The 18,175-nt window shown below is 48.7% G+C and carries 14 protein-coding genes and 6 pseudogenes; 19 read left to right on the forward strand and 1 reads right to left on the reverse strand.

Annotated elements, in window-relative coordinates; genetic code table 11:
- The 3 genes and pseudogenes from DXA55_RS17415 to DXA55_RS15700 all read left to right on the forward strand — a co-directional run.
- A pseudogene (locus tag DXA55_RS17415) lies at positions 1-241 on the forward strand (ABC transporter permease); the annotation flags it as partial.
- A 19-nt stretch (positions 242-260) separates the two neighbouring features.
- The gene (locus tag DXA55_RS15695) at positions 261-938 is read left to right on the forward strand and encodes a response regulator transcription factor (RefSeq protein ID WP_033121503.1); all 678 of its coding nucleotides are present in this window, start codon (positions 261-263) and stop codon (positions 936-938) included.
- Complete coding sequence (locus DXA55_RS15700; RefSeq protein WP_033121502.1) at positions 935-1,960, forward strand: sensor histidine kinase; 1,026 nt, start codon at positions 935-937, stop codon at positions 1,958-1,960. The genes DXA55_RS15695 and DXA55_RS15700 overlap by 4 nt, the downstream gene beginning before the upstream one ends.
- Before the next feature lie 49 nt (positions 1,961-2,009).
- Here DXA55_RS15700 and DXA55_RS15705 read toward each other — a convergent pair whose 3' ends face one another.
- Complete coding sequence (locus tag DXA55_RS15705) at positions 2,010-2,258, reverse strand: DUF6061 family protein (RefSeq protein ID WP_110442440.1); 249 nt, start codon at positions 2,256-2,258, stop codon at positions 2,010-2,012.
- Between the two features lie 489 nt (positions 2,259-2,747).
- Here DXA55_RS15705 and DXA55_RS15710 point away from each other — a divergent pair.
- The 16 genes and pseudogenes from DXA55_RS15710 to DXA55_RS15795 form a co-directional block, all read left to right on the forward strand.
- Positions 2,748-3,026 (forward strand): annotated as a pseudogene (locus DXA55_RS15710) (ParB/RepB/Spo0J family partition protein); the annotation flags it as partial.
- A gap of 12 nt (positions 3,027-3,038) precedes the next feature.
- Positions 3,039-3,329 (forward strand): annotated as a pseudogene (locus DXA55_RS15715) (DUF5720 family protein).
- Positions 3,330-3,395: 66 nt separating this feature from the next.
- Complete coding sequence (locus DXA55_RS15720; RefSeq protein WP_117814608.1) at positions 3,396-4,256, forward strand: DUF6017 domain-containing protein; 861 nt, start codon at positions 3,396-3,398, stop codon at positions 4,254-4,256.
- Between the two features lie 50 nt (positions 4,257-4,306).
- Positions 4,307-4,618 carry a DUF5720 family protein gene (locus tag DXA55_RS15725; protein WP_008728385.1) on the forward strand — a complete coding sequence of 104 codons (312 nt, stop codon included), beginning with the start codon at positions 4,307-4,309 and terminating at the stop codon, positions 4,616-4,618.
- A 98-nt stretch (positions 4,619-4,716) separates the two neighbouring features.
- Positions 4,717-5,217, forward strand: a complete 501-nt coding sequence (locus DXA55_RS15730) for a PcfB family protein (protein WP_117814609.1) — start codon at positions 4,717-4,719, stop codon at positions 5,215-5,217.
- A pseudogene (locus tag DXA55_RS15735) lies at positions 5,214-5,516 on the forward strand (recombinase); the annotation flags it as partial. The gene DXA55_RS15730 and the pseudogene DXA55_RS15735, both read left to right, overlap by 4 nt.
- Before the next feature lie 56 nt (positions 5,517-5,572).
- A pseudogene (locus tag DXA55_RS15740) lies at positions 5,573-7,423 on the forward strand (recombinase family protein).
- 79 nt (positions 7,424-7,502) lie between these two features.
- Positions 7,503-7,694, forward strand: coding sequence for a transposon-encoded TnpW family protein (locus DXA55_RS15745; protein ID WP_117814610.1), 192 nt, complete (start codon positions 7,503-7,505; stop codon positions 7,692-7,694).
- A gap of 133 nt (positions 7,695-7,827) precedes the next feature.
- Positions 7,828-8,124: a hypothetical protein gene (locus DXA55_RS15750; protein WP_055228716.1), complete on the forward strand. Its 297-nt coding sequence runs from the start codon at positions 7,828-7,830 to the stop codon at positions 8,122-8,124.
- Positions 8,125-8,222: 98 nt separating this feature from the next.
- Positions 8,223-9,059: a hypothetical protein gene (locus tag DXA55_RS17965; RefSeq protein ID WP_242998634.1), complete on the forward strand. Its 837-nt coding sequence runs from the start codon at positions 8,223-8,225 to the stop codon at positions 9,057-9,059.
- Between the two features lie 82 nt (positions 9,060-9,141).
- Entirely contained in the window at positions 9,142-9,435 is a 294-nt protein-coding gene (locus DXA55_RS15760; RefSeq protein WP_055228717.1) for a DUF3847 domain-containing protein, read from the forward strand.
- A 233-nt stretch (positions 9,436-9,668) separates the two neighbouring features.
- Positions 9,669-11,180: a MobQ family relaxase gene (gene mobQ / locus DXA55_RS15765; protein ID WP_117814611.1), complete on the forward strand. Its 1,512-nt coding sequence runs from the start codon at positions 9,669-9,671 to the stop codon at positions 11,178-11,180.
- A gap of 16 nt (positions 11,181-11,196) precedes the next feature.
- On the forward strand, positions 11,197-13,098 hold the full coding sequence (locus tag DXA55_RS15770) for an AAA family ATPase (protein ID WP_117814612.1): 1,902 nt from the start codon (positions 11,197-11,199) through the stop codon (positions 13,096-13,098).
- Between the two features lie 92 nt (positions 13,099-13,190).
- Positions 13,191-15,892, forward strand: a pseudogene (locus DXA55_RS15785) (DUF4368 domain-containing protein); the annotation flags it as partial.
- Complete coding sequence (locus DXA55_RS15790; protein WP_117548311.1) at positions 15,889-16,233, forward strand: TnpV protein; 345 nt, start codon at positions 15,889-15,891, stop codon at positions 16,231-16,233. The pseudogene DXA55_RS15785 and the gene DXA55_RS15790, both read left to right, overlap by 4 nt.
- 374 nt (positions 16,234-16,607) lie before the next feature.
- On the forward strand, positions 16,608-17,360 hold the full coding sequence (locus DXA55_RS15795; RefSeq protein ID WP_117509146.1) for a heparan-alpha-glucosaminide N-acetyltransferase: 753 nt from the start codon (positions 16,608-16,610) through the stop codon (positions 17,358-17,360).
- Positions 17,361-18,175 lie beyond the last annotated feature (815 nt).

Below are 18,175 nucleotides of genomic sequence, written 5' to 3' on the forward strand. Positions count from 1 at the left end.
GATTGCGTGGTTTATGGGACTTCCTGTATTGGTTGCAGCTGTCAGCAGTCTGTTTGGAGTCAGAGCGTTGTTTACAGGGATACTCTCGTCCCGAACCCGTGGGACAGTGCCTGAAATGCTGCTTGTATCTGCTACTATGATTTTGCTGCTTTGCGTGATAGAATATATTTATATGAGAGTGGTCAAGCACTCCAGTGATCGGTATTTGCTGACACTGATGCAGCCGCAGAGAGAAGAATAATTTGGAAGGAGGTGCTGTCGTGAAAAGAATTGCTGTTGTGGAAGATGAAGTCTATATGCGGGAAGAACTCTGCAATATGCTCCAAAAGGACGGGTATCTTGCGGAGGCAATCACCGAGTTTGAAGATGCCGCTCGGCTCCTGGCAGCCCTCCGTCCTGACCTTGTGATCTTAGACCTGAATTTGCCGGAGATCAGTGGCTTTCAAATCTGCCAGGAACTAAAGAATAAAACCGCTATCCCCGTCCTGGTACTAACTTCCAGAGATCAGGTAAAGGATGAACTGCAAGCGTTCCACTTGGGTGCCGATGAATATTTGACGAAGCCGTGCAGAAAAGACCGGCTTCTTGCCAGGGTATCCAATATTCTCAAAAGGTATGAAGGCCGTACCAATCTCATAGAGGGACCAGATTTCCTGTTAGACCAGCAGACCTACACGCTTTATATTCATAATACCTCTGTCGTGCTTCCAAAAAATCAGGGAAAACTGTTGGTTGCTCTTTTGTCCGGCGGCGATGCTCTGGTCACGACGGAGCAACTTTGCATAGCACTATGGGGAACCACGGAATACATAGACGAAAATGCCTTGCAGGTTAATCTGACCAGGCTGAAAAAGACGATGTCCGGTCTTGAGATGAAGCAGCGAATCGTTGCGGTTCGTGGGATGGGCTATCGTCTGGAAACGGGGGTGGCTCCATGAAGCAGCTTTGGCGCATAACAGAGCGATACTACCCCTGGCTATTGTTGCTGTTGGGCGTGGATTGCTTTTGTGCTATCATTCTTTGGATTTCTGACATTCAGGCATTTCAACCCTTGATTGGGTTAGTAGTTCTGACAAGCCTCCTTTTGTTTTCAGCGATTCTGTTTGTACTAAACAAGCGGGAGACTACCCGCCGAGAACTGTTCCGGGATTTCCTCAGTGATCCTACCATCTGCAACGAGGAACGGCTGCTCAGTGCCATCAGCCGGGAAGAAGGAGAATCTATCCGGCTTCTGGCATCAGTTTTACAGGAACACAAAACTGAGAGTAACAGTATGGCAGATGCCCTACAGGACTATGAAGAATATGTGGAGGGCTGGGCACATGAAGCGAAAACGCCCCTATCGTTGCTGACCATGCTCTTGGATAACCGGAACGATGAAATCTCTCCTTCCCTGCAAGCAAAGCTGGATTATGTCCGCAGTCAGCTTCAGGAGGATGTCACGCAGATGCTGTACTATGCCCGGTTGAAGAGCAGTACAAAGGATTACCGATTTGAGGATGTCAATTTGAATGACTGCTTGGGTGAAGTTCTGGAGGACTATGCCCCACTTCTTGAAGAGAAGCAGTTTGTCATTCTCAACAAACTGCAATCTGAAACAGTCTATACAGACCGTAGAGGACTTCAGTTTATGTTGGGACAAATCGTTAGCAATGCCATCAAATATAGCAGCGATAGTCCCATGCTTACAATTTCCGTGATACATTCGGAGACCGCAGATATCCTTTCTGTTGAAGATAACGGCATTGGCGTAAAAAAATATAATCTGCCGTACATTTTTCAAAAGGGCTTTACCGGGGATTCTACTGACAGCAGAAAGAAGGCTACCGGTATGGGACTTTACCTGGTTAAGAAGATGGCCGACGATCTAAATCTTCATCTGGAAGCAGCTTCCCAGTGGGGAAAGGGCTTCAAGATTGTCATCTTCTTTCCTAAATTGAGATCCAACGGAGGGAAATAATATAAACAGAAAAACGCCCGCAGGATTTTCTCCTGCGGGCAGCGTGTTGTCAGCTATCCCAAGGCTTGTATTCTGTTACAGTTTTCAAATAGGTTTCGGGATCGCCGTTCAAGATAAGGTCTGCATACTCCAAAGGAGCGTTGTAGATCAAATAATCCAGCTCTGACCGCTGATACATATTGTCAGCAATCTCGTTCTCAACGGCGATAGTGTCAATCGCAATCATACTGCCGTCGCTGAATTTCACTTCCACACAGCAATTATCCATATTGTAGGCACAAGATATTAAGGTTTTCATGGTATGTCCTCCATAATTCGTAATATAAAGCGAAAATCCCGTCTGACTTCCTGTTAGAAATCAGACGGGATTTGTCCGTATGCACCCCGGAAACCGTCAGCTAACAGTTGATAAGTAAATTAGTTCCTTATCACTGTTAAGCCAAGGTTTTCCGGGCTTTTCTTATACCTAAACAGGCTGATATAGTTTGACCTCATTTGACCAAACGAGAGCCGTTTTCACCCGATTTTTAGTGGTTAAATATAGGACAGTCGGCAAAAATGGGGTCAAAAAACGGTCTTAGTGGTTAAAAAATAGGACAACCAGAGAACAATTTCGGGGGTATTTTTGAGGGTGATTTGGCACTCTCAGACACCGGATTTTTCGCTGGAGGGTTTGGCATAATCTGACCAAATCTGAACAATTAAATACGATTCTAATGCAGGCACTCAGTAACAAATAACTGGGTGCTTTTTGTCATGGCGAGGAGGAAAGTGACTATCGTGCTTGCATCAGGGAGAGCGAGTGGATTTAACTTCGTCCCAAGTTGGGACGAAGTTGCGGGCTGACGAAATTTTGGCACAACAGGCGGGGTCAAGTAGAAATCAGGTTCAAAGATTTATTCGACTGACAGAACTGATTCCCGAACTGCTGGACAGGGTTACTTTTACTTCTGACACTCTGCGGAAGTATTTTCCCAGAAGCTACACACCAGCCAGGATGCAGGAGACCATTATCAAGCTATTGGAACAATGGCAGCGTAAACGTCAGAGAGACCAGGAGCGATGAAAGGAGCCGCCTATGAAAGATATTTTAGCAAGGGAGCTGAAAGGACATAACATTCTTGCTGTGGAACGCTTTAAGGACAGCACCCGATGGATGATTGAATTTGTTGTTCTCCATCCGTGCAGTGCTTACGGGAGCAGAGGTGATGAAATGCGTCTGTTTCTTGCAGAGGACAGCTATTAGAACGCTCTCCAAGATCATCAGCGCCGGAAAATCAAAATCAAGCGGTATGCCCGTGTTGTTGAGGGACACATCCTCGACTTTAAGCCGGGAAAGAAATGCACAAGAAAATATAGAGAAAGTTGAACGCCACAATTCTTTGATTTAGGATTGTGGTTTTTTTGTACCCAAAATTCGGAAGGAGTGAGGTCGATGGCCGTTTTTCGCATTGAACGGACCCGTGATTATACCGTGATGAGCAATCATCATTTACGAAATGCAAACCTGTCGTTAAAAGCCAAGGGACTGCTTTCCATGATGTTATCTTTGCCAGAGGACTGGAATTACGCCACCCGTGGTCTTGCAAAGATCTGTAAGGAGGGCGTGGATGCCATAGGCGCTGCGTTGCGGGAATTGGAGGCTGCCGGTTACATTGTGCGGCACAAGCTGCGTGACCGGCAGGGACGCATCAGCGATACAGAGTATGTCATATACGAGCAGCCACAGCTTAGAAAACCGGATACGGATTCACCAGATACGGAAAACCCGTATATGGATAAACCGGATACGGAAAAGCCCGCAGAATTAAATATAGAGAAATCAAATACTCAAAAACAAAATATTTATGGATCAAGTACCGATTCCATTCCCTTCCGGGATTGCGCGGCAGATTGTCTGCCGGAACGGAAAGGAAGGGATGCGATGTCACTCACAGAGATAGAGAGTTATCGGGAATTGATTCAGGAGAATATCGGGTATGAATACCTGTGTCAGCAGTATGAAACTTATCGGGAGGATTTGGATGAGATTGTGGAGCTAATCGTGGAAACGGTCTGTGCAAAGCGAAAGACCACCCGTATTGCAGGAAGTGATTTTCCGCATGAAATCGTTCGTTCCAGATTCTTGAAGCTGGATAACTCGCACATTGAGTTTGTCATGGACTGTTTACAGAAGAACACCACGGAAATTCGTAACATGAAGCAGTATCTTCTGACCGTTCTGTTCAATGCACCGACCACGATAAGCAATCATTACACCTCACAAGTAAATCACGATCTGTATGGCGGCTGGTAAATGGTCGCTTTTTTATTGCCCGGAACTGCCGGGAGAAAGGAGCAAGCATGATGTCTGAGGGAAAGACCATAGGGCAGCTGATGGAAGAAATGCGGGCAAAGGCAGGAGCGCAGAATTATCACGGTCATGGATATATGGATCTCCAGCGTTTTGCGGAGGACACCCGGCACATGATTATTTTTGATGTGCTGACGAACGATTCCCCTGTTGGCTGGAAAGGCGAACGAACCCGCCTGTTCCTGTCGGATACCGGTTATGAAAAAGCACTGGATAGTCAGGAAAAGGGGCAGATTAAGATTTTGAGCCACGCAAAGGTACGTCAGGGCAATCTGCACTATGACCGTTCTGACCAGTTACGCTAAGGAGGGCGGTATGAAGCGTTATCTTCTGCGGCGGCTGGTGGTTCCGCCTTAGCAAAAAAAGAGATTCCCTGCAAACTTCGTGGAAAGGAGGCGAGAAAATGCAGGAAGAAGTGGAAAACAGAACTTTGACGCTGGTTGTCAGTGGAACAAAGTTTACCGGCAGAATGTTAAAGGCTGCCATAAGCAAGTACATGGCACATCGCAAGGAAAAGAAGCTGGAAAAACAGAGAAGCCGTGATGCGCCGGTTGTTCCGCATGGAAAACAGACTGTGAAGCAGCTTGTCGGGCAGAATCAGGGAATATCCAACATTGAGATCACAGACCCCGCTATCAAGGAGTTTGAGAAAATCGCCCGGAAATATGGTGTGGATTATGCGGTGAAAAAGGACCGCAGCAGTTCTCCGCCAAAGTACCTAATTTTTTTCAAAGGCCGTGATGCAAATGCTCTGACAGCAGCTTTTACAGAGTACACCAACAAAAAGGTCAAAAAGGCAACGAAAACAGAGCGCTCGTCCGTACTGGCAAAACTTAACCAGTTCAAAGAGATGGTTAAAAATGCTGTGGTGGATCGCACCAAGCGAAAGGAGCTGGAACGATGAAAAAGACATTGGACATCAAAAAGCTCATTTTGCTGAATATGCCGTATATCCTGATGGGACTGTTTGCTACCAATTTTGGAGAGGCATGGCGAATGGCAAAAGGGGCGGATGCTTCAGAAAAGTTTCTTTCGCTGATTGCGGTTCTGCCTGGGGCGCTGGAAAGTTTCTGGCCAAGCCTGCATCCATTGGACTTGTTGGTAGGGCTGTGTTGTGGAGGCAGTCTGAGGCTGGCGGTGTATCTTAAAAGCAAGAACGCCAAGAAATATCGACATGGTTTGGAATATGGTTCGGCCCGCTGGAGTGCATAATTTTAAGTGTAAATGACACATACATGGACGCACAGGAGGTTATGCACATGACTGATTATAGCAAAATTACAGCCCTTTACTCCCGCCTTTCCGTGGGCGACGAGGACAGGGACGGCGGCGAGAGCAACAGCATACAGAATCAGAAGAAATTTCTGGAAAGCTACGCCAGACAGTTAAAGCTGACGAATATCCGGCACTACATCGACGATGACGAAAGCGGCAGGTTTTTTGACCGTTCCGCATACTCCCGCATGATGGACGATGTGGAAAACGGGAAAATCGGTGTCTGCATTATGAAAGACCTTACCCGCTGGGGGCGTGACTATCTCCAAGTCGGAAACGCTATGGAGATATTCAGACGGAACAATGTGCGCTTTATCGCGGTCAACAACGGCATTGACAGCGAGAAGCCCGACACATTGGAGTTTGCGCCCTTTATCAATATCATGTCGGAGTGGTACGCAAAGGACATCAGCAAGAAAGTGAAAACGGGCATTAAGACCAAAGGCATGAGTGGAAAGCCGATTGTCACCGAAGCCCCTTACGGCTATGTCAAAGACCCGGACGACAAGGATTTTTGGATAATCGACGAAGAAGCCGCCGAGGTTGTCCGTTTGATTTTCCGTCTGTTTATCGGTGGGAAGAACCGCAATCAAATCGCCATATATCTGACACAGGAGCAAATCCCAACCCCCACTTTCTACATGAAAGACCGCGGGTGGGGAACCTGTAAAAATAAGACGCTCAACGAGGATAACCGCTGCAAGTGGAACAAAGTCACCTTGACCAATATCCTCACACGGCAGGAGTATTGCGGCGATGTGGTCAACTTCAAGACCACAAAGCATTTCCGAGATAAACATAACCACTATGTAGACCGGAGTCAGTGGCACATCACAGAAAATGTGCATGAGCCGATTATCAGCCGCAGCGATTTTGAAACCGTACAGCGGATTTTGGAAAACGCACCCGTCAAACGCCCCAACGGGGACGGGGAAATCCACCCTCTGTCCGGCTTGCTTTTCTGTAAGGACTGCGGCGCAAAAATGCACATTCGTATAGATTACCGAAACGGCGGCAAGCGGCATGTTGCCTATTGCAGCGAGTACCACAAGGGGAAAGCCAGAAATCTGAAATGCAATTCCCCGCACATCATGGACGCGGACTTGCTCATGCAGACCATCGCAGAAGTGCTGAAGAAAATCGAGGACTATTCTATCAGCAATCGGGCGGAGTTTGAAGCCTTAGTGAAAAAGAACCTTGCCATGCAGCAGACCGACTAGACCAAAAAGTAGCAGAAGCGTATTCCGCAAATCACGACGCGCCTTGAACAGATTGACAAGGTGCTGAATAAGCTCTATGAGGACAACGCCCTCGGCACTATCCCGCAAGACCGTTATGAGCAAATGTCGCAGAAGTATTCGGAAGAATACTATGCGCTGAAAGCGGAGCTTGCCACGCTCCAAGAGCAGCTATCCGCTTATGAGAACGCGGGAGGACGGGCGCAGAAGTTTTTGAAGCTGACGGAACGCCATGCCGCCTTTACCGACCTGACCCCCGCCATTCTCAACGAGTTTATCAGCCGGATTGAAGTGCATGAGCGCGACCAGAAAAGGGCGAGATACGCAATCCAGCACATCAGCATATATTTCAATTATATCGGCAAGTTTGAGAATGAAGTGACACAGCTTGCAGAGCCGACCGAGCAGGAAATCCGGCAAATGCGGGAGGAAATCGAAGAAGCCAAAAAGGAAAAGAGCCGCGCATACCACCGGCAGTATTCAAGGGAGTACCGGGCGCGAAACCTTGAAAAGCAGCGGGAGTATGACCGCATGAAAGCGCGGGAATACCGGGCAAGGCGAAAGGCACAGGCTGCCGCCGCACAGCCCACACAGTAAAACAGAATAACCGTCAACCAAGAGGGATTTTCCGAACTACGGGAAATCCCTCTTTTGCGCCCAAAGAAAGGAGCCGCCTATGGCAGAACAGACCCCCGACAGTATCATCACAACCCAGAGGAACGGGAAGACCATTGTTGCGGAGTTGTTTTTCAATCACAGCAGCACAGAAACGTTCCGCGACAAGCTGCTCAAACTGGTACTTGCCGACAGTTCGCGTTTATCTGCGTCTGACGGTCAAGAGCCGGAAAAAACGGAAATCTTGCGATAACAGCCGCCCCGACGAACCATTCCCTGTCTGGACGGTTTCTATTTGAAAATCCTCATTTCCCCCAAGTCAAGAGCCGGAAAAAACACCCGAAAAATGCCCCTATTGCGTAACAGGGGCGCAGAAAGGAGCTTACATGAGAACAGGGCTTACGAAGCAGGAAAAGACCACCGATATTTGGTTTGACGAGAAAGACCCCCTTATCCATATCCGCACCCACAACACCGACTTAAAGAAGCGGCTTGCCGCCTACACCAGACAGCACCCCGACCAGTGCCGCCAGACCGACGCAGACCCCGAAACGGGCTGCATGGAGTTTGAGATTGCAAAGGGGCGCTTCTCTTTCCGTCTGACCGCCCCATACAACGAGGAACGGCGGGAAGCTGCGCGGCGGTCTGCCAGAGAAAACAAGGCCACTGACAGGCTGAAATGAGGTGGATTTATTCATAACCATGTGCTATGATATTTATAGATAGTGAAACTTCCTTTCAATTTTTTCATCTATACAAGTAACAGAGAAGAACAGGAGGCTTGTTCCATGAGAAAAAAGAGATTGATGATTGCAATAGCTGTATCATTTTAGTAGGTATCGCGGTAATCGTATTTTTTTCACAACAGGGGAAAAAACCGTATAAGGATTTGGACGCAGCGCAGATTGTTTCCGCTAAAGTGTTATTAACACCGCCAGACAAAACGATTGAGATTGAAAATATCCAAGAATTAGTTGAATATTTGAATGATGTTGTTGTCTATAATGAGGATAATTCTTACACAGAGTATGCTGGACAAGGCGTTGTTTTTACCTTGACTATGGTAGACGGTACACAAACAGATATTATGGCGTATAACCCATTTATTGTCATTGACGGTATCGGTTATAAGACAAAATATGAGCCATGTGAAGCACTCAACAACTATGCAAATGAATTACTAAACTCTGGGACTGCCAATATAATTTTGGAAGAACCGCCCACATTAAGCGTTGTGAGTGACGAAACCGCTATCGGTGCAGTATTAGGAACTTATTCGTGGCAAAAAACAAATATTGACGGAACTGCTGAAAGCACAATAGCTGATAGCCCACACCCGTTAGAGTGCAAGGATCTGTTGTCCCCGCCATTTGAAACAACAGAAACAACAGCTACATTAAGATTTACAGAAGACCCAGATACAATTTTAAGTGTGCAGTGCTGGAGTGACGAACATTGGGGAGAGCCTGCTGCAAACAGCGAAGATGTAACTATTGTTGGAAACGTACTCACTCTTAAACTGGGCGGATATATTTATGAAGTAACAGCTGAATGGAATACTGAAAATGGCTATGGCGGAACAGCAAGCTATTTTATATATTTGAAAACAGCAGACTAAAATTGAATAGCCACCCACAAGGGCAGCCGAGAAAATCGACTGTCCTTTTTCTATGCTTATGAGCAGAAAGGAGCGACCAACCATGACAAAGCCAAGAGAGAAAACCCGCGAGGAGCTGCAAGCCGAGATTGAGGACGGAAAGAAGAAAATCCGGCAGCTTGAGAACCGGGAGAAAATCATCAAGCAGAAGCTATCCGTCGAGGAACGCAAGGCGAGAAACCACAGGCTTTGCAAGCGCGGCGGCTTCATGGAAAGCCTTGTGCCGGAGCTTATTGCCATGCCGGACGAGGATGCGCAGACCTTTTTCCGGCTTGCCCTGACGAGCGAGCCAGCACAGGAGTTTTTGAAAAAACGAGCCGAGGAAACGACAAGCTGAAAATCCCTTAGGAACTAAGGGCGCACTTATACACCCTTACGGGCGTGTGCGCTCTGCCGAGGGCTTATCTCCGCACAGGGAGATTTCCCCGCGCTCCGATATGGCGGCTTTGCCGCAACAAGGGGCTGCACCCCTTGCGCCGCTTCGCGGCTATCCCTGCACACCCACAAAAACAGTACACCCGCCTTTGGCGTCTGTACCATTTTTGAGGGTTTTATTATCCTATCCGGGAGGTGATACCCATAGCCATTTACCATTGGAACATCGGCATTGTGAGCCGAGGAAAAGGCAAATCAGCCGTTGCCGCCGCCTACCGAAGCGGCGAAAAGCTGACAAACGAATGGGACGGAATGACCCATGACTACACTCGCAAAGGCGGCGTTGTCCATACAGAAATCATGCTGCCGCCCCTCGCGCCGCCCTCATTCTCTGACCGTTCAACCTTGTGGAACAGCGTGGAGCTTTACGAGAAAGCCGGGAACGCCCAGCTTGCGCGTGAGATTGACGCAGCACTCCCCATAGAATTATCCAGAGAGGAACAGATCCGGCTTGTCCGGAAATACTGTTCCTCTCAATTTGTTTCCAGAGGAATGTGTGTGGATTTTGCCATTCACGACACCGACAGCGGCAATCCCCATTGTCATATCATGCTGACTATGCGCCCCCTTGACGAGCGCGGCGCGTGGGCGGCAAAGTCCAAAAAGGAATATGACCTTGATGAAAACGGTGAGCGTATCCGCTTGCCAAGCGGCAGATATAAGACGCACAAGGTTGACCTCACGGGCTGGAACAGCCAAGAGAATGCGCTTGTTTGGCGCAAGGCATGGACTGATATTTCAAACGACTATCTTGAGCGTGCCGGAAGCCCGGAGCGTATCGACCACCGCAGTAACGCCGAGCGCGGCATTGACGAAATACCGACCGTCCATATGGGCGTAGCCGCCTGTCAAATGGAGAAGAAAGGTGTAGCCACCGAGAAAGGCGAACTGAACCGAAATATCCAAAAAGCAAACCGCCTTATACGGGAAATCCGGGCGCAGGTTAGCAAGCTCAAAGAATGGATTGCCGACCTGTTCAAAGTGTGGGAAACCGCCCCGAAGCAGCCGCCGCAATCTCCCAACCTTGCAAATCTGTTGATGAAGTATTTGAGCGTTCAGAGAGAAAAGAGCCGGAAGTATTCGCAGCGTTGGCAACAACAGCACACAGCCGATGAACTGAAAACCATAGCGGCAGCGGTCAACTATCTCTCCGAGCATGGCATCTCTAATCTTGACGAGCTGGACGCTTCTCTTTCCTCTGTCAGTGATAGAGCCTATTCAATCCGGGCAGGAATGAAAACCGCCGAGGAACGCATGAAGAAGCTACAAAAGTTAATTGAATACGGGAAGAACTACACAGAGTACAAGCCCATTCACGATGAACTGAAAAAGCTGCAAAACGGCTGGACAAACAAGCGCGACAAGTACGAGGAAGCCCACCGCGCCGAGCTGACCCTATGGAACGCAGCAAATCGCTATCTCCATGCAAATCTGCCGAAAGGAACAAAGACCTTGCCTATTGCGGAATGGGAACAGGAATATGCTGACCTCAAAACACAAAGGGACGGCGATTATACCAAACTGAAAGAAACCCGCGCCGAGGTTGCCGAGCTTCAAAAAATCCGCAGGTGCGTGGATATTGCACTCCGCGCCGACCAACCGGAGCAGACGCAGAGCCGCACCAAACGGCATGATATAGACCGCTGAAAGGAGTTGAACTTTTATGTATTACACCCAAGAACAGATAGACCGCGCCAAACAAGCCGACCTTGTTTCTTTCCTGCAATCACAGGGCGAGCAGCTTACCCGTGCCGGAAATGAATACCGCTGGAAGCGGCACGACAGCCTGACCGTCCGGGGAAACAAATGGTACAGGCACAGCCAGAGTAAGGGCGGTGCACCCATTGATTTTGTCATGGAGTTTTTCGGCAAGAGCTTCACCGAAGCCGTTGAACTGCTGACAGGCGAAAAAGGAGCCGCCCCGCCGCCGGACAGACCAAGCCCCGCGCCCCTATCCGACTTCCGACTGCCACCCCGCAGCACCGACAACCGCATAGCGAGGAACTACCTCACAGCAGCCCGCCGTATTGATGAAGATGTGACGGGCTTTTTCTTTTCCACCGGGGATATTTACGAGGAAGCCGCCCACCATAACGCCGTATTCGTCGGCAGAGATGAAAGCGGCATACCGCGATACGCCCATCAGCGCGGCACAGCCGGGAGTTTTCGGCTTGATGTGAAAGGCAGCGACAAAGCCTTTAACTTCTGCTACCGTGGCGAGGGCGAAAGGTTGTTTGTCTTTGAAGCCCCGATAGACCTCTTATCTTTCCTCTGCCTGTTCAAAAAGGACTGGCAGAAGCAAAGCTATCTGGCGTTGGGCGGCGTGGGAGAAAAAGCCCTGTTGCGCTTTCTCTCTGACCGTCCGAACATCAAGACCGTTTTTCTCTGCCTTGACAGCGACGAAGCCGGAAACGACGCTTGTAGCCGCCTTGCAGAGCTTGTGCCGGAGGGCTTGACCGTCCATCGGCTTATTCCTCTTTTCAAGGACTGGAACGAGGTATTGCAGCACCGGGCAGAAATCACAGACGGGAAATATCTGCGGGAAGCTGTCTATGGCTTGAAAGAGCCGCCGCAGGAAGAAACCGTTGAGATTATCTGCATGAGCGAGGTTGACACACAGACCGTTGAATGGCTATGGGAGCCGTATATCCCCTTTGGGAAAGTAACCATTGTGCAAGGCAATCCCGGCGAGGGCAAGACCACCTTTGCCCTACGCCTTGCCGTCGCCTGCACCACCGGGGGAACGCTGCCGGGAATGAAGCCCTTGCCGCCATTCCAAGTGATTTACCAGACCGCCGAGGACGGGCTGGGCGATACCGTCAAGCCCCGCTTGATAGAAGCCGAAGCCGACCTTGACCGGGTGCTTGTGATTGATGAAGCCAAGCGGGAGCTTACCCTGTCCGATGAGCGCATAGAAAAGGCAATCACGCAGAACGGGGCGCGGCTGATTATCCTTGACCCCATACAGGCGTACATGGGCGAAAAAACCGACATGAACCGGGCAAACGAAGTGCGCCCCATGTTCCGCCGCCTTGCCGATGTTGCCGAGCGTACCGGGTGCGCCGTTATCCTTATCGGACATCTCAACAAAGCTGCCGGAGGGCAGAGCGCATACCGGGGCTTAGGTTCTATCGACTTCCGCGCCGCAGCAAGGAGCGTCCTGCTGATCGGGCGCGTGAAGCGAGAACCGAATGTGCGCGTTATCGTCCATGACAAATCTTCCCTTGCGCCGGAGGGCAAGCCCGTTGCCTTTTGCCTTGACCCGGAAACGGGCTTTTCATGGATAGGCGAATACGACATCACTGCCGACGAGCTGCTGTCCGGCGCGGGCGGCAACACCGCCACCAAGACCGAGCAAGCCGAAAGGCTGATACTTGACCTGCTTGCAGACGGGAAAGAGCTTGCCAGCGAGGACATTGTAAAAGCCGCAGCCGAAGCCGGAATATCCGAGAGGACGGTACAGAACGCCAAGCGCAACATGGGCGGCATTTTAGGCGCAAGGCGTGTCGGCGGTCAATGGTACAACTTCATCAAGAAGAAGCAGCCACCCGAACCCGCAAGCTGAAAGTGCAAAACGCAGACCCTTTGCACTTTGCACTTTGCACTTTCGCACTTTCACGATAATTTGCGTCAATAACTCAAAAAAGCACTTGACAAAACGCTTCATGGGGAACCCGTGAGGATATTGCACCTTACGTTGATCCTGTATTTCAGAACAATGTGATTCTGACGAAAACGGAGAGCCTGACCATGAACAGTCGCCCCAAGGACTCCAAGACTGCCAGAAACAAAAATGTACTGGTGATTGGCGGCTCCGGTTCCGGTAAGACCCGATTCTGGCTGAAACCCAACCTGATGCAGATGCACAGCTCCTATGTTGTGACGGACCCGAAAGGAACAATTCTGGTGGAGTGTGGAAAAATGCTCCAAAGGGGCGCACCCAAGCTGGAGAAGGACGGAAAGCCCATGAAGGATAAGCGCGGCAAGGTCATTTATGAGCCGTACCGAATCAAGGTCCTAAATACCATCAACTTCAAGAAGTCCATGCACTATAACCCCTTTGCATACATCCACTCGGAAAAGGATATTTTGAAGCTGGTGACAACGCTGATCGCTAATACAAAAGGCGAGGGCAAGGCCGGAGATGATTTCTGGGTCAAGGCGGAAACATTGCTGTATTGCGCGTTGATCGGATATATCCACTATGAAGCTCCGGTGGAGGAGCAAAACTTCTCCACCCTCATCGAGTTCATCAACGCCATGGAAGTCCGGGAGGATGACGAGGAGTTCAAAAATCCTGTAGACCTGATGTTTGATGCACTGGAATCGGAAAAGCCAAACCACTTCGCAGTGCGGCAGTATAAGAAATATAAGCTGGCAGCCGGTGTTGTATGCTCTAAAAGACTTCTTAATCAAGCGGTTGGGAAGTCTCTTAGAACACACAACCTAAAACCGAAGAAAGGAGCGCAAGTTATGAGAAAAAACGAGAAAATCACAGCTCTGTACGAACGATTGAGCCGTGATGACTTTGGCAAAGATGATGACCAACAGCGTGAGAGCAATTCCATTTCCAATCAAAAAGCTATGTTGGAGGAGTTCGCCGCACGGCAGGGCTTTACAAACATTGTCCATTTCACGGACGATGGCATTAGCGGCACCTGCTTTGACCGTCCCGGATTTTTGGCAATGATGAGAGAGGTTGAAGCCGGGAATGTGGAGTATCTGTGTATCAAGGACATGAGCCGCATGGGTCGTGACTATCTGAAAGTCGGTCAGATTATGGAAATCCTGCGTCAGCGTGGCGTTCGCCTTATCGCCATCAATGACGGCGTGGACAGCGCCAGAGGGGACGATGATTTTACCCCTTTCCGCAACATTATGAACGAGTATTACGCCAGAGACACCAGCCGTAAAATCCGTTCCACTTTCCAGTCCAAAGGCAAGTCCGGCAAGCACCTCACAGGCACGGTCATTTACGGCTATCTCTGGAACGAAACCAGAGACCAATGGTTGGTTGACCCCGAAGCCGCTGATGTGGTCAAGCGCATCTTTGCCATGACGATTGAGGCTACGGTCCGTATCAGATCGCCAGCAAACTGAAATCGGAAAAGGTGCTTATTCCGTCTGCTTACCTTGCCCAACACGGCGAGGGCGTGAACAAAAACAAGACTTTCAAAGATGTGTACGGCTGGGGTTCTTCCACCATCTGCAACATTCTTGAAAAGCGTGAATATCTGGGACACACCGTCAATTTCAAGACCCGAAAGCACTTCAAGGACAAGAAAAGTCATTATGTCCCGGAGGACGAATGGACGATTTTTGAGAATACGCACGAAGCCATTATTGACCAGCAGACCTTTGACCTTGTGCAGAAAATCCGTGGGAATGTCAGACGCTACCCGGACGGCTGGGGCGAAGCAGCTCCCCTCACAGGCTTGCTTTATTGTGCCGATTGCGGCGGCAAGATGTATGTCCACCGCACCAATAACGGCAAGCGCATTTCTCAATACACCTGCTCACAGTACACCAAAGTTCCTTGCGGAACGCTCTGCAAGACCCAGCACCGTATCAATGAAGATGTGGTACTGTCCCTTGTCTCTGAAATGCTGAAAGCCATTGCCGAGTATGCGAAGCATGACAGAGCCGAGTTTGTCCGTGTGGTGCAGGAAGCGCAGTCCAGCCAGCAGACCGCAGAGGTCAGGAAACAGCGGGCACGCCTTGCCACAGCAAAGCAGAGAGTTTCCGAGCTGGAAGTCCTGCTCTGCAAAATCTATGAGGACAACATTTTAGGAAAGCTGTCCGACAGCAGATACGCCACTCTGGACGCTCAATACGCAAAGGAGCAAGCCGAGCTTACCGCTGAAATCTCTGCTCTGGAAAAGGCTGTCAAGAGCTATGAGAAGCACGAAAAGGACGCTGATCGTTTTATCGCTCTGATTGACAAGTATGAGAACTTCGACAAGTTGACCATTGCCATGCTCAACGAGTTTATCGAGAAAATCCTTGTGCATGAGCGTGACCGTAAAGGCAGTATACAGACCACACAGGAGGTCGAGATTTACTTCAATTTTGTTGGGCGATTCGTTCCCCCGGCGTTTGGAGAAGCGGAGCTTACCCCGGAGGAATTAGAGGAAATCCGCAAGCGTGAGGAACGCAAGGACAGGCTTCATCAGAACTACTTGAAGCGGAAAGCCAGCGGAGCGCAGAAGCGATACGAGGACAAAATCAAGGGGCGAAAAAAGGCAGAAATCGAAGCCAAGAAAGCCGCCATTCGTGCGGAGGATATTGCAAAGGGCGTGTTCGTTCCTGTCAGCAGTTTACCGCAGAGAGAGCCGATGAAAGGAGTACAAACAGCATGAATATCACTTACACACAGAACGGCGATTATCTTATCCCAAACATCATTATCCGCAAGACCAAGCCCCTCGGACACTACGGCAGACTTCGCAAGGCGTATCTGGAAATGCACCGTCCGATACTGTTCAATGAGCTGGTTCTATCCGACAAACTCTTTGAGCATTGCGCCGAGATTGACGAAGCGGCACGAAACCGCATGGAGCTGATCGTGCGGTCACTGGCAGAGCAAAACGGCGTGACCGAGCAACTGAAAGCTGAAAATCAAATGGAATGGGTGCGTCAGATGAACGCTTGCAAGGCACAGGCAGAGGAGATTGTGAAAGCGGAATTGATTTATGATTGAGCGAGGAAGTCCGGGCAGAAAACTGTTCGGACTTTTCTCATATAGTCCAAAGTTGCGGTAGAACTGTTCACAAGTTTTATGGTACAATTTGAATACGAAAAGTGAGCAACAAATGGAGGCTGGCTGACACATTTGTCTGCGGGCGTGATGTCCCAATCGGAAATTTCGTCAGACCATATCTCCATTTTAAAAGAAAAGAGCAAGGCCGGATAGACCTTACTCTTACATTATGAATCGGAATTTACGAAAGAGGTACAGAACATGAAGAAAATCAGAGGATTGCGTAGTTCCGGCAGAGCCGGAACGGCAGCAGCCAGAGCCGCCCCGGAGCTGGTGGAGCCGATTTTGGAGTAAATAAAAGGGGTGATGAAATTTTGCTGGAAACAACGCAAATAAAGCAGCGTTTACCGTTTATTGATTTGATAAGAGGTATAACCATTATTGAAATGATTTCGTATCATTTCTTATGGGATTTAGTTTATCTGTATAATGCAGATATTCCATGGTATAAGTCCCACGGTGCCTATATTTGGCAGCAATCCATTTGCTGGACTTTTATTTTGCTGGCTGGGTTCAGCTGGCATTTAGGAAAAAAACACATGAAAAGGGGATTGTGGGCGTTTGGTGGTGGTGTGGTCGTTTCGCTCGTTACCGCCATAGTTCTTCCCAATGATCGGGTGCGCTACGGTGTTCTAACGCTTATTGGCAGCTGTATTTTGATATGGATTTTACTGGATAAGGTTCTGAAAAAAATCCCGGCTGGGGTTGGGGTAAGTGTTAGTTTTGTGCTATTCCTCATTCTCAGAAGTTGGACGAAGCAAGACCCCATCCAACTATCTGATAATTTGCTGAATGTTACATGGTTGAAATCGGTATTAGCTTATATTGGATTTCCGCAAGCTGGCTTTTCATCTACCGACTATTTTCCGTTGCTCCCATGGATTTTCTTATTTGCAACAGGATATTTCCTGTACAGTTTCTTACAGGAAAAGGGGCTGATTAACCGGCTATTTGGAAAATGGAAAGTTCCAGGTATTAACTTTTTAGGGAAACATTCGCTTATTATTTACATGATACACCAACCGATCTGCTATGTTGTAGCGTTCTTGGTTTCGGAGATTTTTTAATATTGAGCCGTTGATCGGTGGAGTAAACAAGAAAGGAAGCCACCAAAAAGGGGGCTTCCTTTCTTTAATATCGGCAAATGTGTTTATTTTTGATTATCACAGTTTGTAGCCGGTGATGTATCGGTCGCTACCAACTTCGCCAGTGAAGAAATCGTTAAGGGAGCTGCAAGCGAAGAATCTCTAATACGACAGATTCAAGTTTGGCGAACTGATAAAATCCCTTTAGGAACTAAAGGGCGCACTTCTATACTCTCCTATCGGGAGTATGTGCGTCCTGCGGAGCTCATTCCCAGTCAGCAGAAGAAAACTGCCCGACCGAGAATGTTTCGTCATTTCGTTCCGTCAAGGGAGCTACACTCCCTTGCGCCGCTTATGCGGCTATCCCTTGTGGACTTGCCGTCTGCAAACAGCATAAAATGCTGTTCGCCGCCAGCAAGTTTGAAGGCGAATAAAATGAATTTTATGGAACAAGCAAATCGGAAGTTCAATGTGAGGAAAATTAGATGAAGAAAAAGTCTTATTGGTTAAGTATTAGTGTGTTCGTATTGATACTGATATGGACGGTTTATTATTATGCAATGCAGTACACAGGAGGATTTGCAGACTTAAAGGACTCTATTGTTTGTGGGATTGTAGGTTTGATATGTATCGTATTTATCGTGAAAAGAACTATTGACTTTTTGAAAAACAAAAAATCGTAAAATTTCAGTTGATATTTCACTTATTTTAGGAAATTTAATAACTGTTATATTTGATTATCAAATTCCTCACAAACCCTTGAAAATACTAAGTTTGTAGCAAGTGAACTTTCCCTT

The organism is Blautia sp. OF03-13 (assembly GCF_003460685.1).
GTDB lineage: Bacteria > Bacillota > Clostridia > Lachnospirales > Lachnospiraceae > Fusicatenibacter > Fusicatenibacter saccharivorans.